At 58.6% G+C, this 22,750-nt stretch carries 22 protein-coding genes, 4 tRNA genes and 1 pseudogene; 13 read left to right on the forward strand and 14 right to left on the reverse strand.

Annotated features, from left to right (window positions below; translation table 11 throughout):
* Positions 1–46: 46 nt before the first annotated feature.
* Together CKW14_RS13210 and CKW14_RS13215 are read left to right on the forward strand one after the other, a co-directional pair.
* Positions 47–2,995 carry a DUF748 domain-containing protein gene (locus CKW14_RS13210; RefSeq protein WP_095125450.1) on the forward strand — a complete coding sequence of 983 codons (2,949 nt, stop codon included), beginning with the start codon at positions 47–49 and terminating at the stop codon, positions 2,993–2,995.
* Complete coding sequence (locus CKW14_RS13215; protein ID WP_095125451.1) at positions 2,995–3,291, forward strand: DUF2845 domain-containing protein; 297 nt, start codon at positions 2,995–2,997, stop codon at positions 3,289–3,291. Before CKW14_RS13210 ends, CKW14_RS13215 begins: the two co-directional genes overlap by 1 nt.
* Positions 3,292–3,578: 287 nt before the next feature.
* Here the strand turns inward: CKW14_RS13215 and CKW14_RS13220 are convergent, their stop codons facing one another.
* On the reverse strand, positions 3,579–3,935 hold the full coding sequence (locus CKW14_RS13220) for a BON domain-containing protein (protein ID WP_047600285.1): 357 nt from the start codon (positions 3,933–3,935) through the stop codon (positions 3,579–3,581).
* 294 nt (positions 3,936–4,229) lie between these two features.
* The gene (locus tag CKW14_RS13225; RefSeq protein WP_095048680.1) at positions 4,230–4,661 is read right to left on the reverse strand and encodes a pilin; all 432 of its coding nucleotides are present in this window, start codon (positions 4,659–4,661) and stop codon (positions 4,230–4,232) included.
* A gap of 226 nt (positions 4,662–4,887) precedes the next feature.
* Between CKW14_RS13225 and pilB the strand changes: the two genes are divergently transcribed.
* Genes pilB through yacG form a run of 5 tightly spaced genes read left to right on the forward strand, consistent with a single transcriptional unit; the run spans position 4,888 to position 9,499 of the window.
* Positions 4,888–6,588, forward strand: a complete 1,701-nt coding sequence (gene pilB / locus CKW14_RS13230; RefSeq protein WP_095048681.1) for a type IV-A pilus assembly ATPase PilB — start codon at positions 4,888–4,890, stop codon at positions 6,586–6,588.
* Between the two features lie 2 nt (positions 6,589–6,590).
* Positions 6,591–7,808, forward strand: a complete 1,218-nt coding sequence (locus tag CKW14_RS13235; RefSeq protein ID WP_093434875.1) for a type II secretion system F family protein — start codon at positions 6,591–6,593, stop codon at positions 7,806–7,808.
* 1 nt (position 7,809) lies between these two features.
* Positions 7,810–8,682 (forward strand): A24 family peptidase, encoded by an 873-nt coding sequence (locus CKW14_RS13240; protein WP_095048682.1) that lies wholly within the window; start codon positions 7,810–7,812, stop codon positions 8,680–8,682.
* Positions 8,679–9,302, forward strand: a complete 624-nt coding sequence (coaE, locus tag CKW14_RS13245; RefSeq protein ID WP_095048683.1) for a dephospho-CoA kinase — start codon at positions 8,679–8,681, stop codon at positions 9,300–9,302. The genes CKW14_RS13240 and coaE overlap by 4 nt, the downstream gene beginning before the upstream one ends.
* The gene (yacG, locus tag CKW14_RS13250; RefSeq protein WP_095048684.1) at positions 9,299–9,499 is read left to right on the forward strand and encodes a DNA gyrase inhibitor YacG; all 201 of its coding nucleotides are present in this window, start codon (positions 9,299–9,301) and stop codon (positions 9,497–9,499) included. Before coaE ends, yacG begins: the two co-directional genes overlap by 4 nt.
* 6 nt (positions 9,500–9,505) lie before the next feature.
* On the opposite strand, the gene CKW14_RS13255 is transcribed toward yacG, so the two are convergent.
* The 3 genes from CKW14_RS13255 to CKW14_RS13265 form a co-directional block, all read right to left on the reverse strand.
* Positions 9,506–9,721, reverse strand: coding sequence for a hypothetical protein (locus CKW14_RS13255; protein WP_007909901.1), 216 nt, complete (start codon positions 9,719–9,721; stop codon positions 9,506–9,508).
* Positions 9,722–9,786: 65 nt separating this feature from the next.
* Complete coding sequence (locus tag CKW14_RS13260; RefSeq protein ID WP_095048686.1) at positions 9,787–10,476, reverse strand: energy-coupling factor ABC transporter permease; 690 nt, start codon at positions 10,474–10,476, stop codon at positions 9,787–9,789.
* Positions 10,473–10,940: an FAD/FMN-containing dehydrogenase gene (locus CKW14_RS13265; protein WP_095048687.1), complete on the reverse strand. Its 468-nt coding sequence runs from the start codon at positions 10,938–10,940 to the stop codon at positions 10,473–10,475. The genes CKW14_RS13260 and CKW14_RS13265 overlap by 4 nt, the downstream gene beginning before the upstream one ends.
* A 130-nt stretch (positions 10,941–11,070) precedes the next feature.
* Here CKW14_RS13265 and CKW14_RS13270 point away from each other — a divergent pair, with 130 nt between their 5' ends.
* From CKW14_RS13270 to CKW14_RS13290, 5 genes are all read left to right on the forward strand, one after another.
* On the forward strand, positions 11,071–11,697 hold the full coding sequence (locus CKW14_RS13270) for a DUF1780 domain-containing protein (RefSeq protein WP_007909887.1): 627 nt from the start codon (positions 11,071–11,073) through the stop codon (positions 11,695–11,697).
* On the forward strand, positions 11,694–12,221 hold the full coding sequence (locus CKW14_RS13275) for an MOSC domain-containing protein (RefSeq protein ID WP_095048688.1): 528 nt from the start codon (positions 11,694–11,696) through the stop codon (positions 12,219–12,221). Before CKW14_RS13270 ends, CKW14_RS13275 begins: the two co-directional genes overlap by 4 nt.
* A gap of 51 nt (positions 12,222–12,272) precedes the next feature.
* Positions 12,273–12,446: a DUF3094 domain-containing protein gene (locus CKW14_RS13280; protein ID WP_007909875.1), complete on the forward strand. Its 174-nt coding sequence runs from the start codon at positions 12,273–12,275 to the stop codon at positions 12,444–12,446.
* Positions 12,447–12,512: 66 nt separating this feature from the next.
* A complete protein-coding gene (locus tag CKW14_RS13285) occupies positions 12,513–13,811 on the forward strand; it encodes an NAD(P)/FAD-dependent oxidoreductase (protein WP_095125452.1) in 1,299 nt (432 codons plus the stop codon).
* A gap of 316 nt (positions 13,812–14,127) precedes the next feature.
* Positions 14,128–14,535, forward strand: a complete 408-nt coding sequence (locus CKW14_RS13290) for a hypothetical protein (RefSeq protein WP_016986236.1) — start codon at positions 14,128–14,130, stop codon at positions 14,533–14,535.
* A 63-nt stretch (positions 14,536–14,598) separates the two neighbouring features.
* On the opposite strand, the gene CKW14_RS30455 is transcribed toward CKW14_RS13290, so the two are convergent.
* The 9 genes and pseudogenes from CKW14_RS30455 to rluD form a co-directional block, all read right to left on the reverse strand.
* Entirely contained in the window at positions 14,599–15,462 is an 864-nt protein-coding gene (locus tag CKW14_RS30455; protein ID WP_371044025.1) for a methyl-accepting chemotaxis protein, read from the reverse strand.
* Positions 15,454–16,224: pseudogene (locus CKW14_RS30460) on the reverse strand (MCP four helix bundle domain-containing protein); the annotation flags it as partial. The pseudogene CKW14_RS30460 and the gene CKW14_RS30455, both read right to left, overlap by 9 nt.
* 165 nt (positions 16,225–16,389) lie before the next feature.
* Positions 16,390–16,466: transfer RNA gene (locus CKW14_RS13300), tRNA-Pro, on the reverse strand.
* 97 nt (positions 16,467–16,563) lie between these two features.
* Positions 16,564–16,639: transfer RNA gene (locus tag CKW14_RS13305), tRNA-Lys, on the reverse strand.
* Between the two features lie 5 nt (positions 16,640–16,644).
* Positions 16,645–16,721: transfer RNA gene (locus tag CKW14_RS13310), tRNA-Pro, on the reverse strand.
* Between the two features lie 9 nt (positions 16,722–16,730).
* A tRNA-Asn gene (locus CKW14_RS13315) sits at positions 16,731–16,806 on the reverse strand.
* A gap of 297 nt (positions 16,807–17,103) precedes the next feature.
* The gene (clpB, locus tag CKW14_RS13320; protein WP_095048690.1) at positions 17,104–19,668 is read right to left on the reverse strand and encodes an ATP-dependent chaperone ClpB; all 2,565 of its coding nucleotides are present in this window, start codon (positions 19,666–19,668) and stop codon (positions 17,104–17,106) included.
* Positions 19,669–19,797: 129 nt separating this feature from the next.
* Positions 19,798–20,520, reverse strand: a complete 723-nt coding sequence (pgeF, locus tag CKW14_RS13325; RefSeq protein ID WP_095048691.1) for a peptidoglycan editing factor PgeF — start codon at positions 20,518–20,520, stop codon at positions 19,798–19,800.
* Positions 20,517–21,479, reverse strand: coding sequence for a 23S rRNA pseudouridine(1911/1915/1917) synthase RluD (gene rluD, locus CKW14_RS13330; RefSeq protein WP_016986220.1), 963 nt, complete (start codon positions 21,477–21,479; stop codon positions 20,517–20,519). The genes pgeF and rluD overlap by 4 nt, the downstream gene beginning before the upstream one ends.
* 151 nt (positions 21,480–21,630) lie before the next feature.
* Here rluD and CKW14_RS13335 point away from each other — a divergent pair, with 151 nt between their 5' ends.
* Positions 21,631–22,647 carry an outer membrane protein assembly factor BamD gene (locus tag CKW14_RS13335; protein WP_093434846.1) on the forward strand — a complete coding sequence of 339 codons (1,017 nt, stop codon included), beginning with the start codon at positions 21,631–21,633 and terminating at the stop codon, positions 22,645–22,647.
* The last annotated feature ends 103 nt before the right edge of the window (positions 22,648–22,750 follow it).

Raw genomic sequence — 22,750 nt, forward strand, 5'->3', positions numbered from 1 at the left:
GAACCAGAATCGCGTGCCATACTCCAAGGCACTCCGATTCAGACAGATGAAGCCGCACATGCCCAAAGGATTGATTCGCGCGATTGGCGCCTTGTTGACTGCTCTGGCCCTCTACAGCCTGCTGGGGTTTCTGATTTTGCCGGGCATCGCCCTGCGTGTGGCCAATCAACAACTGGCCAATTACGCAACGGTGCCTGCGCATATCCAGCGTATCGAGCTCAACCCGTTCAGCCTTGAAGTTACCTTGTGGGGACTGGTGATCGGCGAGCCGGGCAAGGAGCAGGTCGGTTTCGATCGCCTGTACGCCGACCTGCAAATCGACAGTCTGTGGACCAAAGCTCTGCATCTGGCGAACATCGAGCTGGACAAGCCAAAGACCGAAATCCTTTTCGCCAAAGACGGCAAGCTCAACCTGCTCGGCCTGTTCAATGTCCCGGCCAGCGAGCCGACACCGGCCGACCCGGACGCCAAGCCCTTCCCACTGCGCATCGACAACATCAAACTGGCCGGCGGCGTCGTGCACTTTGAGGACGTGCGCCCCAGCGAACCCATCGAGTTTCTCTACGATGACCTCAGCTTCGAGCTGAAAAACCTCAGCACCCTGCCCGAAGACAGCGCCAACATGACCCTGGTCGCCATCGGCCCCGCCGGTGGCCGGATCGATTGGAGCGGCAATTTCAGCATGATCCCGTTCACCTCCGAAGGCACCCTGAAAGTCACTGACGGCAAGATGAAAGCGTTCTGGCCCTACGTGCGTGACTCGGTACCGCTGGTACTCGAAGATGGTGTGATTAGCCTCAGCAGCGAATACAAACTCAATCTGTCGAAAGAAACCGAACTGCAGTTGAACAATGTCGCAGTGAGCATCGCGCCATTCGCCATCAAGGCTCCGGACGGGCGGCCACTGGCGAAACTTGAACGCCTCGACGTCAGCGAGACCTCGGTGGATCTGGCCAAACAACAAGTCGTAGTCGGCAAGATCCGCAGCAACAAACTGGAAACCTGGGCGGCGCTCGAAGCCGACGGCCAACTCGACTGGCAGAAACTGTTTGCCAGCCAGCCATCGAAACCGGCTGCCAAAGCGGCTGCCGAACCGGCGAACACACCGGCAGCTGCCGACTCGCCGAAAACCCCACCGGCGCCGAGCAAACCGTGGCAGGTGCTGCTCAAAGACGTGCAATTGCGCAATTACACCGTGCATCTGGCCGACCGCTCGGCCAAACCGGCAGTAGCACTGGACATCACCCCGCTGAATGTCGATCTGCAGGATTTCGACAGCCTCAACGGCTCGCCCTTCAAGCTCAAGCTCGATAGCGGCGTGGGCAAACAAGGCAAGATCACGGCTGACGGCACGGTCAATCTCGCCCCGGTCAACGCCCAGCTCAATGTAAAAACCCAGGACATCGACCTGCGCGTCGCGCAGTCCTACATCAACCCATTCATTCGCCTGGAACTGCGCAGCGGCATGCTCGGCAGTGATCTCAAGGTCAATCTCAAGAGCACCGAGCCGCTGGCCCTAAGCGTCACCGGGCGCGCGCAGATCGATCAACTGCACACCCTCGACACCCTGAAAACCCGCGATTTCCTCAAGTGGCAGCAGGTGGTGGTCGAAGGCTTGAACTATCAGCACGGCGACAGCCTGTCGATTGACAAGGTCAACCTGTTCCAGCCGTATGTGCGGTTCATGATCAACGATGATCGCACCACCAACATCGATGATCTGCTGATCCCGCAGCCCGCCGACAGCGGCACCAAAAGCGCAGCAGCGAAACCGGCCAGCAACGAGAAACCGCTGGGCATTCACATCGGCGGCATCGCCATCAACGACGGTTCGGCCAACTTCGCCGACTTCAGCCTGACGCCGAACTTCGCCACCGCCGTGCAGCAGCTCAACGGCCAGATCGGCACCATCGACAGCCGTCAGGCGAAACCGGCCAGCGTCGACATCAAAGGCAAGGTCGATCGCTATGCTCCAGTGACCATCAAGGGCGCGGTCAATCCGTTCGACCCGATGGCCAGCCTCGACATCGCCACCAGTTTCAAACGCGTCGAGCTGACCACGTTGACGCCCTACTCCGGCAAATTCGCCGGTTACCGCATCCGCAAGGGCCGGCTCAACCTCGACCTGCATTACCTGATTACCAAGGGCCAGCTAAAAGCCGAAAACAAAGTGGTGGTCGAGCAATTGCAGCTCGGTGAGAAAGTCGACAGCCCGGATGCTGTGAGCCTGCCACTGAAACTGGCGATTGCCTTGCTCAAGGACGTCGACGGCAAGATCTCCATCGAGTTGCCGGTGACCGGCGACTTGAACAACCCGCAATTCAGCGTGATGCCGATTGTCTGGCAGACCCTGCGCAATCTCATCGTCAAAGCCGCTGCCGCACCCTTCAAAATGATTGGCGGGCTGATCAGTGGTGGCAGTTCGCAAGACCTTGGCACCGTGTCGTTTGCTCCGGGTTCCAGCGAGTTGAGCAAGGATGCCGAAGCGGCGCTGATCAAACTGTCTCAAGCGCTGAAGGAGCGTCCGGCACTGCGTCTAGAGATCGAAGGCACTGCCGCCAAAAGCAGTGACGGCCCGTTACTCGCCGAGCAACGTCTGGAACGTGAATACCAGTACAACTACTACAAGATGCTCCAACGTCGCGGCGATAAAGTCCCGGCCCAAGCTTCGTTGCTGCAAGTGCCAGACAGCGAAAAAGGTCCACTGCTCGAAGGCATTTACCGCACCCGTCTGAAAACCCAGCCGCCAGCCGAATGGAAGGATCTGGGCAAGGAAGAACGCACGGCGAAGATGCGTGAAGGCGTGATCCAGTTCTGGAGTGGCAGCGATGTGCTGCTGCGTCAGCTGGGTCAGGACCGTGCCAGCAGCATCAAGGATTATCTGGTCGATAAAGGCCAACTGGCAGACGACCGCGTGTACTTCATCGACGCCAACCTGGGCGAGGCCGAAAGCGATGGCCGCGTGGTCACGCAAATGCATCTGGACGCCGAATGATGAAACTAAAGTGGCTGGCCTTGCTCGCAATGACGCTCGCGGCCAGTCACGCCTCGGCGTCCGATACGCTGCGCTGCGGCAGTCAATTGATCAGCCTTGGCGACCGGCCCAGCGAAGTCCTGCAGAAATGCGGTGAGCCGGTCAGCCGTGATGTGTTGGGCTACAAGCGCAGCGCCAATCGCCGCGAAGAGTTTCAGGTCGAGGAGTGGACCTACGGACCGAGCAACGGCATGTACCAATACCTGCGCTTCGAAGGCAATCGCCTGCGGCAGATCAACAGCAAACGCGGTAACTGACCCGAAACCGATCCCCCCTGTAGGAGTGAGCCTGCTCGCGATAGCGGTGTGTCAGTCAACACATTAATCGGCTGATACACCGCTATCGCGAGCAGGCTCACTCCTACAGTTGTTTTGTGGTGCCATTTGATTCTTTCGTCCCTGAAATAGAACAGGCCCCGACACAAGTGCCGGGGCCCGTAATGGTCACATCCGTGTGACCGTTCGCATGAACTCTAAAGTTGCGGCAGACGTATTGCTCGGCCCGTCTGTCGCGTCTTCTCCCGGTCCAGGCGAGAAGTCATGCCTTACTCGGCTTTCAGGCCGTCAGCGGAGACCGCTTTAACGCCTTTGATTTTCTTAGCGATCGCAACAGCAACGTCTTTCTGCGATTCAGTTACAGCAGTAGTCGACGAAAGCGATACAACGCCTTTGTTGGTTTCTACTTTGATGTCAGTACCTGGAATGCCTTTTTCGGTGACCAGGTCAGCTTTGACTTTGGTAGTGATCCAAGTGTCGGAAGTAGCTTCTTTAGCCTGGGTGACTTCACCGGCAGCCAGAGTCATTGGAGCCTGGGTAGCCTGAGTGGATTGTGCGAATGCACCGGAAGCCATGGTCAGGGTCAGCGCGGTAGCAGCAGCGGCAGTGATAGCGAACTTCTTCATACGAGTAACTCCTGTTTTTCTGGAAAGTCTGCTGGTTGTCTTGTCAGCAGGGTTACCAAGGTAGTTGCGAACGCTGTGCCAACTTTTTCGAACGAACAATATTCTTAATAATCAATAACTTACAGATATCACCAATTTCCGAAATCATGCAATTTGCATGAACTGGCCAATGTTCGCATGCAAGTTGCGGTTTTTGGGAAAGTTCCTAAGACGCTGAAATTATTGAAGCTTTTTAGAAGTGTGAACCAAGAAAAATGCCCCGCATTGCGGGGCATTTGGCAGTCCATCAACAACTCAGGTACCGCTGGCAGTACATCCTTTTGGCGAATAGTCCGGTGCAACGGTCGTACCGCAAGTCCATACGCCCGCACCGGTTCCGGAGGAACGAGTAAGCGTGATGGTTTTATCCAGCACCGGACCTGGCGCATTTTTAATCGTGCAGACGATCGAACCTGCACCCGAAGATGCGGTACCTGTTGCAGACACTGAGCAGTTGGAGGTTAAAACAGTTGCACTGCCAGCCACGTTTGTATTGGTAGGATCGGTGCCCTGATTGATCACATCCTCAAACGGCACTTTCATCGCACTGATTTCCGCCAGCCCCGCCGTCACCTTCGACCGCGCCTGATACTTGGAATACTGCGGCAAGGCGATGGTCGCCAGAATCCCGATGATTGCCACCACGATCAGCAGTTCGATCAGCGTAAACCCTTGTTGTTTTTTCATAGACACGCTCCATGCATGAGTCGAAATCTCATGATCTGAAAGTGACGCAGCATAGGCCATGCCAATGCCTTCAAGACCCGCCCATTGGGGCGCGAAGCGCTTGCAACGCCAATTCCTACAACCTGCAACCGCACTATCTGACACTTTTTGTCACCTGCACCCGCCGTGTTTGGCGCTGTCACTTGACTAGGCTATAAGTCATGAACGGCAAGCGTGCGGAATCCCCATGAATGACATCGCTCTGAGCGGTCTGGCCAAGCAATTGGTCCAGGCCGAACTGCTCACGGAAAAAAGCGCCCAGCAAGCTTGGCAACAGGCCCAACGCAATCGTCTGTCGCTGGTCAGCTATCTGGTGCAGAACAAACTGGTCAAGAGCTCACAGGTCGCCGAGATCGCCTCCGAGCATTTCGGCATGGCCTTGCTTGATCTCAACTGCCTGGACAAGGAAACCCAGCCCAAAGGTCTGGTCAGCGAAAAACTCGTGCGTCAGCATCACGCCATGCCCTTGTGGCGTCGCGGCAACAAGCTGTTCGTGGGCATTTCCGACCCGAGCAATCATCAAGCAATCAACGACATCCAGTTCAGTACCGGGCTGAGCACCGAAGCCATTCTGGTCGAGGACGACAAACTTACCGATGCCATCGAGAAATTCTTCGACACCCACACCAGCGGTCTGGAGGACATGGCCGATGTCGATCTCGACGGGGTCGATGTCGAATCCGTCGACGACAGCAAGCAGGACGCCATCGGCGGGCTCGACGCCGACGATGCGCCGGTGGTGCGCTTCGTGCACAAGATGTTGCTGGATGCGATCAAGAGTGGCTCTTCCGACTTGCACTTCGAGCCTTACGAAAAAAACTACCGGGTGCGGGTGCGCACCGACGGCATCCTGCGCGAGGTTGCCAAACCGCCGATTCAATTGGCCGGGCGCATCGCCGCACGCCTGAAAGTCATGGCCAGCCTGGATATTTCGGAACGGCGCAAACCTCAGGACGGGCGGATCAAGATGCGCCTGTCGAAAAGCAAGTCGATCGATTTCCGGGTCAACACGCTGCCGACCCTGTGGGGCGAAAAAGTGGTGATCCGGATTCTCGACCCGTCCAGCGCGCAGATCGGTATCGACGCGCTCGGCTATGAGCCAGAGCAGAAAGACCTGTACATGGCCGCACTCAAGCAGCCACAGGGCATGATTCTGGTCACCGGGCCGACCGGTTCGGGTAAAACCGTTTCGCTGTATACCGGCCTGAACATCCTCAACACCGTCGACATCAATATCTCCACCGCCGAAGACCCGGTGGAAATCAACATGGAAGGCATCAACCAGGTCAACGTCAATCCCAAGCAAGGGCTCGACTTTGCCCAGGCACTGCGCTCGTTTCTGCGTCAGGACCCGGACGTGATCATGGTCGGCGAGATTCGTGATCTGGAAACTGCCGAGATTGCGATCAAGGCTGCGCAGACCGGTCACCTGGTGCTCTCGACCCTGCACACCAACAGCGCTGCGGAAACCCTGACGCGCCTGCACAACATGGGTATTCCCGGTTTCAACATCGCTACCTCGGTCAGCCTGATCATCGCCCAGCGCCTGGCGCGCAAACTGTGCAGCCACTGCAAAAAAGCCATCGAGATCCCGCGCGAAACCTTACTCAAGGAAGGCTTCCCCGAGGAACGCATCGGCCATTTCACGATCTACGAGCCGGTCGGTTGCGATCACTGCAACGGCGGTTACAAAGGACGCGTGGGGATTTATGAAGTGGTGAAAAACACACCGGAGCTGCAACGCTTGATCATGGCCGAAGGCAATTCGCTGGAAATCGACCTGCAGATGCGCCGCGACGGCTTCGACGACCTGCGCACCTCCGGACTGCACAAGGCCATGCAAGGCATCACCAGTCTTGAAGAAATCAACCGGGTCACCAAGGACTGAACATGGCGGTCAAGGCAGCAAAAATCAGTATTTATGCCTGGGAAGGCACGGACAGAAAAGGCAGCAAAGTCACCGGTGAATTGAGCGGACAGAACCCGGCGCTGATCAAGGCACAATTGCGTAAACAGGGGATCAATCCCGGCAAGGTGCGCAAGAAATCCGCGTCATTGTTGAGCTTTGGCAAACGCATCAAGGCCCGGGACATTGCCCTGTTCACCCGGCAGATGGCGACCATGATGAAAGCCGGCGTACCGCTGTTGCAGTCGTTCGACATTATTGGCGAAGGCTTTGATAACCCGGCCATGCGCAAACTGGTGGACGACGTGAAACAGGAGGTCGCGGCCGGTAACAGCTTCGCCGCAGCCCTGCGCAAGAAACCGCAGTATTTCGACGAGTTGTATTGCAACCTGGTCGATGCCGGCGAACAGTCCGGCGCCCTCGACACCTTGCTCGAACGCGTCGCGACCTATAAGGAAAAAAGCGAAAGCCTCAAAGCCAAGATCAAGAAAGCCATGACCTATCCCACCGCCGTGGTGCTGGTCGCGGCTGTTGTCACCGGGATTCTGCTGGTCAAAGTAGTGCCACAATTTCAGTCAGTGTTTTCCGGTTTCGGCGCCGAACTGCCGGCGTTCACCCTGATGGTGATCAGCCTGTCGGAATTCATGCAGCAATGGTGGTGGGCCATTCTCGCTGCGCTGGTCGCGGCCATTTTCGGCACCCGCCACGCGCTGAAAACCTCCCAGGCACTGCGCGATCGCAAAGACACTTGGCTGCTGAAACTGCCACTGGTGGGCACGCTGATGTACAAGTCCGCCGTGGCGCGATTCGCTCGAACCTTGTCCACCACGTTTGCCGCCGGTGTGCCGTTGGTCGAAGCGCTTGACTCGGTGGCCGGCGCCACCGGCAACGTGGTCTTCAAGCGAGCCGTGCTGCGCATTCGCCAGGACGTGTCCACCGGTATGCAGCTGAATTTCTCGATGCGCAGCACCGGGGTCTTTCCCAGCATGGCCGTGCAAATGACCGCGATTGGCGAAGAGTCCGGCGCCCTGGATGACATGCTCGACAAGGTTGCGGGCTTTTACGAGGAAGAAGTGGATAACATGGTCGACAACCTCACCAGCCTCATGGAGCCGTTCATCATGGTCGTGCTGGGGGTAATCGTCGGCGGGCTGGTGGTGGCCATGTACCTGCCGATCTTCCAACTCGGCTCAGCGATCTGACATGCCTATCGACGAACTGTTTGCCGTGTATCCGCTAGCGTTTGTCGGCACCGCCCTGCTGCTGGGCCTGGTGGTCGGCAGCTTCCTCAATGTGCTGATATGGCGCCTGCCGAAAATGCTCGAACGCGACTGGCGCCAGCAGGCACACGATGTGCTCGGTTTGCCCGGCGAAGCCTCGCAACCCGTCTACAACCTGATGCTGCCGCACTCCGAATGCCCGCATTGCGCCCACCGTATTCGCCCGTGGGAAAACATTCCCCTGCTCAGTTATCTGTGGCTGCGTGGGCGCTGTTCAGCGTGCTCCGCACCGATCAGCAAACGTTATCCGTTGACCGAGCTGGCCTGTGGGCTGCTCTCGGCCTTCATCGCCTGGCACTTGGGTTTCGGTTGGCCGGCGTGCTTGCTGATCGTCCTCACCTGGGGTCTGCTGGCGATGAGTCTGATCGACACCGAGCATCAACTATTGCCTGATGTGCTGGTGTTGCCGTTGCTGTGGCTGGGGTTGATCGTCAACAGTTTCGGCCTGTTCGTGACCTTGCACGATGCGTTGTGGGGCGCGGTGGCCGGTTATCTGGCGCTGTGGTCAGTGTTCTGGCTGTTCAAGCTGCTGACCGGCAAGGATGGCATCGGTCATGGTGACTTCAAGCTGTTGGCGCTGCTGGGGGCATGGGGCGGCTGGCAGATTCTGCCGCTGACGATTCTGTTGTCATCACTGGTCGGCGCCATTATCGGGGTGATTTTGTTGCGCCTGCGAGAGCAAAAAACCTCGACGCCAATCCCCTTCGGCCCTTATCTGGCAATTGCCGGCTGGATTGCCTTGCTCTGGGGTGGTCAAATAACCGCCTTCTATTGGCAGTTTGTCGGTTTGAAATGAATACCCCTGTGCAAAAACCCTGGATTCTCGGCCTCACCGGCGGCATTGGCAGCGGCAAAAGCGCGGCGGCTCAGCACTTCATTGATCTGGGTATCCACGTGGTGGATGCCGATCACGCGGCGCGCTGGGTGGTTGAACCGGGGCGCCCGGCGCTGGCGAAGATTGCCGAACACTTCGGCCCCGACGTGTTGCAGGCCGATGGCACGCTGGATCGCGCTGCCCTGCGCAAACTGATCTTCGAAGAGCCGGAGCAACGCCGTTGGCTCGAAGCCCTGCTGCATCCGTTGATCGCCGAGGAAATCGCTCATCACCTGGCGCAGGCAAAATCGCCTTATGCGATTCTTGTGTCGCCGCTGCTGATCGAATCCGGGCAATACGCGATGACCCAGCGCATTCTGGTGATCGACGCTCCGCAACAATTGCAGATCGAACGCACTTTGCAGCGTGACCAGACCAGCGAGCAGCAGGTTCAGGCGATCCTCAAGGCCCAGTCGAGCCGCGAAGAGCGTGTGAGCCGCGCCGACGACGTGGTCGTCAACGACCGCGACCTCGCCTGGCTGCACAGCGAAGTCGAGCGTCTGCATCACTTTTACCTGACTTTATCCGGAGGCCAAGCATGAGCCAGATCCCCACCGTTGAATGCCCGACCTGCGGCGCCCCCGTGGAATTCATCCCCGAAAACAAGTTTCGGCCGTTCTGCTCTGATCGCTGCAAGCTGATCGACCTCGGCGCCTGGGCGTCGGAAGAACACAAGATTCCGGTCGCACCGGATGCCGAGGACGAACTGTTTTCCGGCGACTTCGATCCGCGTCACTGATCTCGATCAGGGCCGCATAAAGCCGTAGTCCTGATCGTCGTCGAGGTTTTCCGCCAGAAAGCGCAACTCGTCGGCCAGGTCTTCGGCGTTGCGCACGGCCTTGCTCTGCTGCACCACCGCACTGAGCAAGGCACGCAAACTCAACCCCGGGTCAAAGCCCACCTCCTGCGCCATGTCCAGACTCTGCCGGGTCTCCTGCCTTGCCCACTCGTAAACACTCATGCCGCTGCTCCTGAAGGGATTTGCGTGAGCATGAAATTTCCCGCGCGTGGCGGATTTGATGTGGATCAAGACTTCGGATCGTCGTCCTTCCACGGCGCCGAAAGGTAGCGCGTGCGGTTGAAGGTCTCCAGCCACTCCGGGCTGAATACCACCAGCGCACTGATGATCATGCCGTTGATGAACGCTTCGGGGAAAATGATCAGCCACACGTAACCGATGAAGTCTTCCAGCCACTCCGGCATGGCGAAAAGGCCGTCGTACCACAGCAGCGTCAGGCTGAGGATCAGGCACAACAAGGCCGACAACGCGGCGGCAAAAAAACCGGAACAGAAGATATACACGAACGGGTTGCGCGGTTGAGCACGCTCGACAAGGATTGCCACGCACTCGGTGACCAGCACCGGCAGCAAAATGAACAAGGCGCCATTGACCCCCATCGCCGCAAGATCCTGACGCCCGAGCAGCACCAGGCCGATTTGCGCCACCAGTCCGCCAACGATCGCCAGCGGCCAGTCCAGCAACAGGGTTACCGCCGTCATGCCGAGGAAGTGATACGACACGCCTGTGTCGAAATCCCTGCGCATCAACCACAAGAGAAACAACGCAAACACGGTGCCGAACAGCAGATGCTGACGCCGGCTGTCGCTGAACAACTCGACCCACGGCGCCCGCACGATCGCCCAAAGCAGCACCGGCAGATAAATCAGCCAGCCCAGCAACAGACTTTCGGTCGCCAGCACCTCAACGCCGATCATGGGCGCGCCTTCTCCAGTGCCTCGCGCAGATCACCCGCGTTGGCGTACTCACGTTGCGAGAGCAATCGACCGTCCTTGAGTTGCAACCACAACACCTGGCCTTCCGCGCCGGGATAGCGCGACGCAACCCGTCCTTCTCGATCCAGCATGACCCGATAGTGGTAGTCGCGCATGGCCGGTACGGCAAACATTTTGGCAATCAGCGCCGGCATGCGCTGGATGTCGGCAACGAACACCGCGTGACGGGCCTCCAGATAGCCCTTGGGTTGGTCCTTCAACGCTTCCTTGATCAGCTTGGCGCCGTCCATATCCCGTGCCACCAGCAGCGTGTTGGTGCTGTTGTCGAGGGTGAAGGGTTGCTCGTACTGATCGAGCAACGTCCAGGGAGCCAGACGCTCACCGGTTTCGAGTGCATGGGCACACAGCGGAAAAACAGCAAACAGCAGCAGCCAGCGAAATTTCACGATGAGTCCTCACGGTTTGGCGCAAATAATCGATTTCCATGAGTCTACACCGCCCTTCTCCACTACCCACTGATGCACTTTGCCGCGGAACGCTTTCAGCTTGTCGCATTTGAACGCTAAGCTTGGGCTTATGGATGACTCAGATTATTTACGCCTGCTGACCATCGCGGCCGAGCAGGCCAACGCCTTTCTGTCCAATGCCCGCAAATGGGAGCGTGAGCGTTGGGTTTGCCAGCGCCTGCTGCAAGGCCTGAACATTCCCTACCGCGCCGACGAATTCGCGCCGGCCGGCGAGCCGCCGGACGTATTGTTTCGCGATGCCAATTTCGAGGTATTCTTCGTGCTCGACGAGGGGCGCCGGCTCAACGACGAATGGCGCGATGAATTGCAGCGGCGGCGTAGCGCGTTTTCTCTCAGTCAGTTGGTCCGCCGTGAAGCCAAGCCGAAACGAATCCCGGCCAATGAATTCCTGCTGCGACTGGCGCCGACCCTGCGCAAAAAAGCACACAACTACAAAGAGCGCGGCATGGATCTCGGCGAACTGGACATCATCGCCTTCGCCAGCCTCAAACGAGAAGTACTGGATTTGAACAGCCATTTCCCCCCGCCCACCGAATACCTACGTCAGGGCTGGCGCTCGCTGTCGCTCGTCGGCCCGACCTTCGCCCGCGTGCTGTTCGCCCACCCGGACGCGCCGGATTTTCTGCGCAGCAACCTCGGTCGCAGCATCGTTTTTGATGTGGGAATCAGCCTGTGACCCCCCTTCAGCAATTGATCGCCGATGTACCGCAGACCGGATGTGTGCGCTGGATTGGCGTGCGCCCCGAGTCGCGCGGGCCGATGATCGAACTCGATGCCGTCGAGGCGCGGCTGGAAGCTGGACTGACCGGCGATCACGCCCGTCCCGGTGTGCGTAACGCGCGACAGGTGACCCTGATCCAGTGGGAACATCTGGCGGTAATCAGCGCCTTGATGGGTCGCCCCGACGATCAACCCGTCAGGCCTGAAGATCTGCGGCGCAATCTGGTTATCAGCGGTATCAATTTGTTTAGCCTCAAGGGTCGGCGCTTTCGCATCGGTCAGGCAATATTCGAAACCACGGGCTGGTGTCAGCCCTGCGCACGCCTGCAGAACAACCTCGGCCCGGGCACCTTTCAAGCGGTGCGCGGCCATGGCGGAATTACCGCGCGGGTGTTACAAAGCGGGATCATTCGCCTCGAAGATCGGGTGAGCGTCGAACCGGTTCCGGACAGCGGCTATGCTGCGTTCAACCCCGGATAAAAACCGCTGTAGCTTCTGCCCATTCAGCAACGTCTACCTGACGAGGCAAATATGACCAGCCGCCTGAACCCCGAAGACCAGAAACATGTCGAAGAGTACCTGCAACTGTCCCAACACCGAGTCGAGCGCCGGCCTTTCCGGCCGTGGATGCTCCTCGTGCTGGTGCTGGCAGTGACCATTGGTCTGGGCCTGTTGAGCCGATTTATCAGTTACCTGACGCTATGAGCAGCCTGGCGCTCGCTTGGGTAATGACGACAAAGATTTCCTTTAAAAACCTTGCGAGTTATCCCTATGTCCCATCGTATTGTTATTGTCGGCGGCGGCGCCGGCGGTCTGGAGTTGGCTACCCGTCTGGGTAAGACTCTGGGCAAGCGCGGCACGGCCAGTGTGATGCTGGTCGACGCGAACCTGACGCACATCTGGAAGCCCCTGCTGCACGAAGTAGCCGCCGGATCGCTGAACTCCTCCGAAGACGAACTCAACTATGTTGCCCAGGCAAAATGGAACCACTTCGAGTTCCAGCTAGGGCGCATGAGCGGGCTCGATCGCGCACAGAAGAAAATCCAGCTCGCCGCCACCTACGACGAAAACGGCGTAGAACTGGTGCCTGCACGTGAAGTGCAATACGACTCGCTGGTGATCAGCGTCGGCAGCACCACCAACGACTTCGGCACTCAGGGCGCGGCGCAGCACTGCCTGTTCCTCGACACACGCAAACAGGCCGAGCGCTTCCACCAGCAATTGCTTAATCACTATCTGCGTGCACACGCCGGGCAAACCGATGTGGTCGAGCAGATCAGCGTGGCGATTGTCGGTGCCGGCGCCACAGGCGTTGAACTGGCGGCAGAACTGCACAACGCCGCCCATGAACTGGCGGCTTATGGCCTGGACCGGATCAAACCGGAAAACATGCACATCACCCTGATCGAAGCCGGTTCACGGGTGTTGCCCGCCCTGCCGGAGCGCATCAGCGGGCCGGTGCACAAGACCCTGGAAAAACTCGGGGTCAACGTGATGACCAACGCTTCGGTCAGCGAAGTGACCGCCGACAGCCTGATCACCGCCGATGGCAACGAGATCAAGGCCAGCCTGAAAGTCTGGGCAGCGGGCATTCGCGCGCCGGGTTTCCTCAAGGACATCGACGGCCTGGAAACCAACCGCATCAATCAACTGCAAGTGCTGCCGACACTGCAAACCACCCGCGACGAGAACATCTTTGCTTTCGGTGACTGCGCCGCGTGCCCGCAACCGGGTACCGATCGCAATGTGCCGCCGCGTGCCCAAGCCGCACACCAACAGGCGTCGCTGCTGGCCAAATCGCTGAAACTGCGCATCGAAGGCAAGACCTTGCCGGAGTACAAGTACACCGACTACGGCTCGCTGATCTCGCTGTCGCGTTTTTCGGCGGTGGGTAACTTGATGGGCAACCTGACCGGCAGCGTGATGCTCGAAGGCTGGCTGGCGCGGATGTTTTACGTGTCGCTGTATCGCATGCACCAGATGGCGCTGTACGGGCCATTCCGCACAGCGATGCTGATGCTGGGCAGCAAGATTGGCCGTGGTACTGAACCGCGTCTGAAACTGCACTAAAACCTGTGGGAGCGAGCCGGCTCCGGGCGGCGATCCGACGAATGCGGCGTGTCAAACGACAAAAATGTCGACTGATACAACCTCTTCGTCGGATCGCTGCCCGGAGCCGGCTCGCTCCCACAATGTTTTGTGTTGATCGAAAGATCTGTTTCTTACTGTATCCCCGCCCCGCTTTTCCCTCCTTCGCTTACAAACTCCCCCGCTCCGCGACACAGTCGCGATACACCGCCACCGCTTAATGGCCACACCCGAGCAACACCTGCTCAGGCAATCGTCCTTAACGTGTGGTTGCGCAGTGCAGCCCAGGAGAATGTAAATGTCCCGTACTTCGACCCTCGGTAAAAAATCCATTGGCCTGATCGGCGCCGCGCTGGCGGGCGGCCTGATGTTGTCCGGTTCGGTGTTTGCCGCTCAGCCACTGGCGCAGGGCTACATGGTTGCCTCGGCGGAAACCTCGGTGAAAGCGCCGGAAGGCAAATGCGGTGAAGGCAAATGTGGCGATGCTTCGATGGCCAAGACTGACAGCGATGGTGACGGCAAGGTCTCGCGCGCCGAATTTCTGAAAGTCGCGCCGAAGTCCGACTTCGACAAGATCGACACCAACCATGACGGTTTCATCGACGAGCAAGAGGCCTACAACAACGTGAAGGCCAACTTTGAGGCCAACGGCAAGAAGATGCCGAAAGGCCTGTTCGAACACCTGAAAGACCAAGACGGCGCCTGATCGACAATAAAAAACAAGCCGCGCTTCTCCTGAAAGAAACGCGGCTTTTTCACGTCTGCCCGTTTACAACTGGAAGCGCCGTACCATGCCCTGCAAGGCATTGGCCAGTTGCGATAACTCATGGCTGGACGCGCTGGTCTGGTCAGCACCTGCGGCAGAACGTACCGATAAATCACGAATATTCACCAGGTTGCGATCCACTTCCCGGGCTACTTGCGCTTGTTCTTCAGCTGCGCTGGCGATCACCAGATTGCGCTCATGGATCTCATGCACCGACGCGGTAATGGTTTGCAGCGCCTCACCGGCACGCTCAGCCAAGGCCAGCGTGGTCGTTGCCCGTGCGGTACTGGCCTGCATCGAATCCAGCGCCAGGCTCGAACCGCTGCGCATGCCCTGGACCATCTGCTCGATCTCCTGCGTCGATTGCTGCGTGCGATACGCCAGCGCGCGTACTTCATCGGCGACTACGGCAAAGCCTCGCCCGCTCTCACCGGCCCGCGCCGCCTCAATCGCCGCGTTGAGCGCCAGCAAATTGGTCTGCTCGGCAATCGCCCGAATCACGTCCAGCACTTTGCCGATGTCCTGCGATTGATTGGCCAGTGATTGCACCAACTCACCGGTCTGTTGCACATCGCTGGCCAGTGCATTGATGGCCGTGGCGGTCTCACTGACCCGCACCTGGCCCAGATGCGCCGACTCGCTGGATTGACGGGTCGCGTCAGACGTCGACACCGCATTGCGTGCGACCTCTTCCACTGCTGCCGTCATCTGGTTGACGGCCGTCGCGGCTTGTTCGATTTCGTTGTTCTGTTGTTGCAGTCCCTGGGTGCTGTCGAGCGTCACCGCATTGAGTTCATCCGCAGCGGTCGCCAGCTGCGTGGCCGAACCGCTGATGCCTTGCAGCGTCTCTCGCAGGTTTTGCTGCATGGTCGCCAAGGCTTTGAGCAAGCGACTGACTTCATCGTTGCCATGGGTTTCGATCGGCCGGGTCAGATCCCCCTGCGCGACACTTTCTGCTGCGCTGACGGCGCTGCTGAGCGGACGAACGATACTGCGGGTGAGCATCATCGCCAGTGCCACCGTGGCCAGCGCGGCCAACGCAATAAACAAACTGACAATCGTGCGCGAGTTTTCATAGTGCGCAGCGGACTTCTGGCTTTCGGCGGCGACCTGTTTGGCGAACAGGTCTGCCAGGTCGTTGAGTTGTTTGCCGGAGCCATCGACGACGGTTTTCATGTCGACCAGCAACAACCGGGTCAACTCATCACGTTTGCCTTGCTCGGCGAGGGCGAAGGATTGAGCGATACCGCTGCGATAAGCGGCGAAGGTCTTTTTGAATTGGTCATATAGCTGCTGGCCTTCCGGGGTGTTGACCAGTTTGTCGTAGGCGGCGATTTTCTCGCTCAGCTCCTTGTCGCGGGTGTCCATCTGGCTGCGGTAAGTCGCAATGTTGGCCGGATCCTGATCCAGCGCCATGCGCAGCGAGATGGTGCGGATGCGCAGCATGATCTCGCGAATCTCGTCGCCGCCACGAATACTCGGCAGCCACTGATTTTCCACCGCGACTTCACTGTCGCGAATACTCGACATCTGCCCGAGCGCAAACACGCCGAGCAAGGCCACCAACACCGCGATCAAGGCGAACCCCAGGGCCGCCCGGGGAGCAATATTCAACTGACGAAGCAACATGACGAACGCCCTTATTCTTGTATTGGCCAGATTCAAGGGGCGAAAGCCATGGCAGTCCCCTCGTGTTAGCGGGCTATCGGCAGGTTGTATGATGACCTGAAGGGGAAATGAGTTTTTGTCGGACAAAAAAAATCCCCGTATCTTTCGATACGAGGATTTTTAATATGGTCGGGGTAAGGGGATTCGAACTCCTGACATCCTGCTCCCAAAGCAGGCGCGCTACCGGACTGCGCTATACCCCGGTAAAAAAAAGGCGACCTTTCAAAGATCGCCTTCTTCGATCAGCGCTTTTGGCCTCTGATCTTAAGATTCGATCCCAGCGCAAACTGGTTTCAAAAATGGTGGGTCGTGTGGGATTCGAACCTACGACCAATTGGTTAAAAGCCAACTGCTCTACCAACTGAGCTAACGACCCAAAAATGGTCGGGGTAAGGGGATTCGAACTCCTGACATCCTGCTCCCAAAGCAGGCGCGCTACCGGACTGCGCTATACCCCGGCTTGAAATTGGCTCCGTGACCAGGACTCGAACCTGGGACCCAATGATTAACAGTCATTTGCTCTACCGACTGAGCTATCACGGAACTACATATTTCAATTTACAACGGTGAAACTTACTGCATCTAGCCACTCGTTCGCATCGCTGCGTTCGTGTGTCTGAGGCGCGCTATTCTACAACCTAGAACACCTCTGTCAACCCCCTAAATTGCTTTCAAGTTAATGATTTGCAACTTATTTCAGATTTCAACTCAGTGAGCTGAGACCGTCTTGGCGACTGACTGCGGGGCGCACTTTACAAGCCTTTTCCTTTGAGTTCAACAGCCTAACGAAAAAAAAGGCCCCACAATGTGGGGCCCTCCTTTTTTCATTGGCGCTCAGGCTTAGTTGAAAACGATTTCGTCGTTCTCGACAGTGCCGGTTGCCGTGTCGCCCGGCATGAAGTGACCCGAGAGGATCAACTGCGCCAGCGGGTTTTCGATCCAGCGCTGAATTGCCCGTTTCAAAGGACGTGCGCCATACACCGGGTCGTAGCCAACGGCGATCAGCTTATCCATCGTCTCTGGACTGAGTTCCAGCTTCAGCTCGCGCTCGGCCAGACGGCTGCGCAGACGGCCCAACTGGATCTCGGTAATGCCCGCGATCTGATCCCGCGCCAAAGGCTCGAAGATCACCACTTCGTCGACCCGGTTGATGAACTCCGGACGGAAGTGCGACGTCAGCGCATCCATGACTGCAGCACGTTGAGCCTCACGATCACCGACCAGTTCCTGGATCTGTACCGACCCCAGGTTCGAAGTCATGACGATCACGGTGTTGCGGAAATCCACCGTACGGCCATGGCTGTCGGTCAGGCGACCATCCTCGAGCACTTGCAGCAAGATGTTGAACACATCCGGGTGCGCCTTCTCGACTTCGTCCAGCAGGATCACCGAATAAGGCTTGCGACGCACCGCCTCAGTCAGGTAACCACCCTCTTCGTAGCCGACGTATCCCGGTGGTGCACCGATCAGGCGAGCCACGGAATGTTTCTCCATGAACTCGGACATGTCGATCCGCACCATCGCCTCTTCCGTATCAAAGAGGAATTCGGCCAGCGCCTTGCACAGCTCGGTTTTACCGACACCGGTCGGGCCGAGGAACATGAACGAGCCGCTCGGACGATTCGGGTCGGACAACCCGGCACGCGAACGGCGTACCGCGTTGGCGACGGCGACCACGGCCTCTTCCTGACCGATCACCCGTTTGTGCAACAGGCTTTCCATCTTCATCAGCTTGTCGCGCTCGCCTTCGAGCATTTTCGACACCGGGATGCCGGTCCACTTCGACACAACTTCAGCGATTTCTTCTTCAGTCACCTTGCTGCGCAGCAACTGGTTCTCGCTCTTGCCGTGCTGGTCGACCATTTGCAGGCTGCGCTCCAGATCCGGGATCACCCCGTACTGCAATTCAGCCATACGGTTGAGGTCACCTTTACGGCGCGCGGCTTCCAGTTCCTGCCGCGACTGCTCGATCTTCTGCTGAATCTGCGCAGAACCCTGCACCTCGGCTTTTTCCGAGTTCCAGATTTCTTCCAGATCGGAATACTCGCGTTCGAGGCGGACGATTTCTTCCTGGAGTTTCTCCAGACGTTTCATCGCCGCTTCGTCGCTTTCTTTCTTCAGCGCCTGGGATTCCACCTTCAACTGAATCAGGCGACGTTCCAGACGATCGAGCACTTCCGGCTTGGAGTCGATTTCCATGCGGATGCGGCTGGCGGCCTCGTCGATCAGATCGATGGCCTTGTCCGGTAACTGCCGGTCAGTGATGTAGCGATGGCTGAGCTTGGCAGCAGCAATGATCGCACCGTCGGTGATTGCCACCTTGTGGTGAACCTCGTAACGCTCTTTAAGGCCACGCAGGATGGCAATGGTGTCTTCTTCGCTCGGCTCATCCACCAGAACTTTCTGGAAGCGTCGCTCGAGGGCCGCATCCTTCTCTATATATTGGCGGTACTCGTTGAGCGTGGTCGCGCCAACGCAGTGCAACTCACCGCGAGCCAGCGCAGGCTTGAGCATGTTGCCGGCATCCATCGAGCCTTCGCCTTTACCGGCGCCGACCATGGTATGCAGTTCGTCGATGAACAGAATGATCTGCCCTTCCTGCTTCGACAGTTCGTTGAGCAACGATTTCAGGCGCTCTTCGAACTCACCGCGATACTTGGCACCGGCAATCAGCGCGCCCATGTCCAGCGAGAGCAGACGCTTGCCTTTAAGGCCGTCCGGGACTTCGCCGTTGATGATGCGCTGGGCCAGACCTTCGGCAATCGCGGTTTTACCCACACCAGGCTCACCGATCAGCACCGGGTTGTTCTTGGTGCGGCGTTGCAGAACCTGAATGGTGCGACGAATTTCGTCGTCACGGCCAATCACCGGGTCAAGCTTGCCGTCTTCGGCGCGCTTGGTCAGGTCGACGGTGTATTTATCCAGCGCCTGCCGCGACTCTTCGTGGTTGGCGTCGTTTACCGCTTCGCCGCCACGCAGGTTGTTGATCGCGTTTTCCAGGGCCTTCTTGCTCACGCCTTGGCCGAGCAGCAACTTGCCGAGCTTGCTGTTCTCGTCCATTGCGGCGAGCAGCACCAGTTCGCTGGAGATGAACTGGTCGCCCTTCTGCTGGGCCAGACGGTCAGCCTGATTGAGCAGGCGCGCCAGATCCTGCGACATGTTGACGTCGCCGGTCGGGTTCTGGATTTTCGGTAATTGGTCGAGCTCTTTGGTCAGCTCTTTACGCAAGCTGTTGACGTCGAAGCCCACCTGCATCAGCAGAGGCTTGATCGAACCACCCTGCTGTTCAAGCATGGCTTGCATCAAGTGCGCCGGCTCAATCGCCGGATGATCGTGGCCGACAGCCAACGACTGGGCGTCGGACAAGGCCAACTGTAATTTGCTGGTTAAACGGTCTATTCGCATAAGTCACCTTCCTTTTGAGCAGGCCGGACCTAAAAACCATCCTGAATAAAGAAACCTGCCAGATACCGCTATAGATGCGGTCGATTCTGCAAGATTCAAGCGTCAGAGGGTTGATGCAGATCAGACAGTTTAGCGGGTGAGCCAAACGAGGGAGGCAAAGCGACCGGTGCGTGACGCACGGCGATAGGAGAAGAAGCGTGGATCGGTCACGGTGCAGAAACCACCGCCGTAAACCGCTGTGACACCACGTTCAGCCAGACGCAGGCGCGCCAGCTTATAGATGTCAGCCATGAACTTGCCGGCATTGTCGCTCGGTACGAAGGCTTCTGCTGCTTCAGGCAGTTGATTGATGAAGACTTCCCGTACTTCCGGGCCGACTTCAAAGGCTTTGGGGCCAATGGCAGGGCCGAGCCAGACCAGCACTTCTGCGGCCGGAACATCGAGACTGTCGAGGGTAGCTTCCAGCACACCCGCCGCCAGACCCCGCCAACCGGCATGAGCCGCCGCTACACGAGTGCCGGCACGATCGCAGAACAATGCTGGCAGGCAATCCGCCGTCATCGCCGCGCAGGCGATACCCGGCGTTGCTGTCCAGCTGGCGTCTGCGGTCGCAACAATGCCCGGATCCGCATGCGCCACGGCAATTCCGTGCACTTGCTGCAACCAGGCAGGCTGTATAGAGAAGTGATCGGTGAGGCGCCGACGGTTCTCGGCCACAGCCTCAGGACGATCATCGACATGATCGCCCAGATTGAGGCTGTCGAACGGCGCCTCGCTGACGCCACCCTCGCGGGTGCTGACGCAGGCTTTGACGCTGGCCGGCGCAGGCCAGTCCGGCGTCAGCCAGTTCATCCGACGAAGGCCTCGCGATCCTGTTTGAGCAGGGTCAGCAGCCAGACGAAATCTTCCGGCAGCGGTGACTCCCAGCTCATGCGCTCACCGGTCGTCGGATGATCCAGCTCAAGGAAGCGCGCGTGCAGGGCCTGACGCGGGAAATGCTTGAGGGATTCAACCATCGTCGGGTTAGCCGCTGGCGGAATGCGGAAACGGCCGCCATACGCCGGATCGCCGACCAACGGAAAGTTGATGTGCGACATGTGTACGCGAATCTGGTGAGTACGACCGGTTTCCAGCTTCACCCGTACGTGGGTGTGCGAGCGGAAGCGCTCCAGCACACGGTAGTGACTGACGGCAGGCTTGCCGCCCTCCATCACCGCCATGCGCTGGCGCTGCTGGCCGTGACGACCGATCGGGGCGTTGATCTTGCCCCCAGCGGTGACCACACCGATCACGATGCACTCATAGATGCGGCTGACGCTGCGACTCTGCAGTTGCGTCACCAGCTTGGTCTGCGCCTGAATGGTCTTGGCCACCACCATCAGACCGGTGGTGTCCTTGTCCAGACGATGCACGATACCGGCACGCGGGACATTGATGATGTCCGGCACATGGTGCAGCAACGCGTTGAGCAGCGTGCCATCGGCGTGACCGGCAGCCGGGTGTACCACCAGGCCCGCAGGCTTGTTGATCACCAGGATGTCGTCGTCTTCATAGACGATGTCGAGTTCGATGTCCTGGGCGATCCATTCGCCCTGGGCTTCCTGCTCGGCAGTCAGCTCAAGGATGGCACCGCCGTGCACGATGTCGCGAGGGCGGATGACCGCCCCGTCCACAGTCAGGCGACCTTCTTTGATCCAGGCGGAAAGGCGCGAGCGAGAGTGCTCAGCGAAGAGTTGGGCAGCGACTTGATCGAGGCGTTGGCCGCCCAATTCGGACGGCACCTCTGCGCGAAGTTCAATTTTATCGGACATGCTCTGACTGTGCGTCGGCACAGCTTTTGGTTTCGGCTGCGCGCTTGTGGTTAAATACGGCGTCTTTTGCCCCGAGGCTTTTCAACGGGGCGCTCATCATAACAGGACGGCCCCGCCCAAGACAGCGGCCGTCATAGGGACGCAAGCCGCCATGCAAGTGAAACACCTGCTGCTGATCGCCATCCTCGCATTGACCGCTGCTTGCTCATCGAAGGAAGTCGTAGACGAAAACCTCAGCGAAGCCGAGCTGTATCAGCAGGCTCAGACTGACCTGGACAACAACAGCTACACCAGCGCCACAGCCAAGCTGAAGGCTCTGGAGTCGCGTTATCCGTTCGGTCGCTACGCCGATCAGGCACAGCTGGAGCTCATCTACGCCAACTATAAGAACGCCGAGCCGGAAGCAGCAAAATCCGCTGCCGAGCGTTTCATTCGTTTGCACCCGCAGCATCCGAACGTGGATTACGCGTACTACTTGAAAGGTCTGACCTCGTTCGACCAGGACGTCGGCCTGCTGGCGCGCTTCCTGCCGCTGGACATGACCAAGCGTGACCCGGGCGCCGCGCGCGACTCGTACAACGAGTTCGCCCAGCTGACCAGCCGCTACCCGAACAGCCGCTACGCGCCGGACGCCAAGCAGCGCATGATTTATCTGCGCAACCTGCTGGCCGCCTACGAAATCCACGTGGCCGACTACTACCTGACCCGTCAGGCTTACGTAGCCGCTGCCAACCGTGGTCGCTATGTAGTGGAAAACTTCCAGGAAACCCCATCGGTCGGCGACGGCCTGGCGGTGATGACTGAAGCTTACCAGCGTCTGCACCTGGACGACCTGGCAGCCACCAGCCTGGAAACCCTGAAGCTCAACTACCCGAACCACCCGAGCCTGCAAGACGGCCAGTTCGTGCCACGGGTTGCCGAAGCCGACAACCGTTCGTTCCTGAGCAAGGCGACTTTGGGTCTGATCGAGTCGCGTCCACCGCTGCCGCCGGGAGAAACCCGCGCCAACCAGGACGTGCAGAAGCAGTTCCAGGACGCGAAAGACGCGATTCCGAACGAGCTCAAGCCTAAAGACGAAAACGGCGACGTGATCGAAGAGCCAGAGCCTGAGTCGAGCAACACCGACCGCTCGTGGTTCAGCTACATGACTTTCGGCGTGTTCGACTGATCACACCGTTTGCACCGAAAAGGGAGATCTGCGGATCTCCCTTTTTTATTGCCGCGCGTTAATAGGCTGTGCGCTTGTCGGGAGCTTGGCTAAACTGCCGGAT

The sequence above is a fragment of the Pseudomonas sp. Irchel s3a12 genome, from assembly GCF_900187485.1.
GTDB classification, from domain to species: domain Bacteria; phylum Pseudomonadota; class Gammaproteobacteria; order Pseudomonadales; family Pseudomonadaceae; genus Aquipseudomonas; species Aquipseudomonas neuropathica.

What these genes read in the sequence shown, in the direction of transcription:
- CKW14_RS13210 (WP_095125450.1), top strand. Translation starts at nt 47, where the DNA reads ATGAAGCCGCACATGCCCAAAGGATTGATTCGCGCGATTGGCGCCTTG.
- CKW14_RS13215 (WP_095125451.1), top strand. Translation starts at nt 2,995, where the DNA reads ATGAAACTAAAGTGGCTGGCCTTGCTCGCAATGACGCTCGCGGCCAGT.
- CKW14_RS13220 (WP_047600285.1), bottom strand. Translation starts at nt 3,935, where the DNA reads ATGAAGAAGTTCGCTATCACTGCCGCTGCTGCTACCGCGCTGACCCTG.
- CKW14_RS13225 (WP_095048680.1), bottom strand. Translation starts at nt 4,661, where the DNA reads ATGAAAAAACAACAAGGGTTTACGCTGATCGAACTGCTGATCGTGGTG.
- pilB (WP_095048681.1), top strand. Translation starts at nt 4,888, where the DNA reads ATGAATGACATCGCTCTGAGCGGTCTGGCCAAGCAATTGGTCCAGGCC.
- CKW14_RS13235 (WP_093434875.1), top strand. Translation starts at nt 6,591, where the DNA reads ATGGCGGTCAAGGCAGCAAAAATCAGTATTTATGCCTGGGAAGGCACG.
- CKW14_RS13240 (WP_095048682.1), top strand. Translation starts at nt 7,810, where the DNA reads ATGCCTATCGACGAACTGTTTGCCGTGTATCCGCTAGCGTTTGTCGGC.
- coaE (WP_095048683.1), top strand. Translation starts at nt 8,679, where the DNA reads ATGAATACCCCTGTGCAAAAACCCTGGATTCTCGGCCTCACCGGCGGC.
- yacG (WP_095048684.1), top strand. Translation starts at nt 9,299, where the DNA reads ATGAGCCAGATCCCCACCGTTGAATGCCCGACCTGCGGCGCCCCCGTG.
- CKW14_RS13255 (WP_007909901.1), bottom strand. Translation starts at nt 9,721, where the DNA reads ATGAGTGTTTACGAGTGGGCAAGGCAGGAGACCCGGCAGAGTCTGGAC.
- CKW14_RS13260 (WP_095048686.1), bottom strand. Translation starts at nt 10,476, where the DNA reads ATGATCGGCGTTGAGGTGCTGGCGACCGAAAGTCTGTTGCTGGGCTGG.
- CKW14_RS13270 (WP_007909887.1), top strand. Translation starts at nt 11,071, where the DNA reads ATGGATGACTCAGATTATTTACGCCTGCTGACCATCGCGGCCGAGCAG.
- CKW14_RS13280 (WP_007909875.1), top strand. Translation starts at nt 12,273, where the DNA reads ATGACCAGCCGCCTGAACCCCGAAGACCAGAAACATGTCGAAGAGTAC.
- CKW14_RS13285 (WP_095125452.1), top strand. Translation starts at nt 12,513, where the DNA reads ATGTCCCATCGTATTGTTATTGTCGGCGGCGGCGCCGGCGGTCTGGAG.
- CKW14_RS13290 (WP_016986236.1), top strand. Translation starts at nt 14,128, where the DNA reads ATGTCCCGTACTTCGACCCTCGGTAAAAAATCCATTGGCCTGATCGGC.
- CKW14_RS30455 (WP_371044025.1), bottom strand. Translation starts at nt 15,462, where the DNA reads ATGCAGCAAAACCTGCGAGAGACGCTGCAAGGCATCAGCGGTTCGGCC.
- clpB (WP_095048690.1), bottom strand. Translation starts at nt 19,668, where the DNA reads ATGCGAATAGACCGTTTAACCAGCAAATTACAGTTGGCCTTGTCCGAC.
- pgeF (WP_095048691.1), bottom strand. Translation starts at nt 20,520, where the DNA reads ATGAACTGGCTGACGCCGGACTGGCCTGCGCCGGCCAGCGTCAAAGCC.
- rluD (WP_016986220.1), bottom strand. Translation starts at nt 21,479, where the DNA reads ATGTCCGATAAAATTGAACTTCGCGCAGAGGTGCCGTCCGAATTGGGC.
- CKW14_RS13335 (WP_093434846.1), top strand. Translation starts at nt 21,631, where the DNA reads ATGCAAGTGAAACACCTGCTGCTGATCGCCATCCTCGCATTGACCGCT.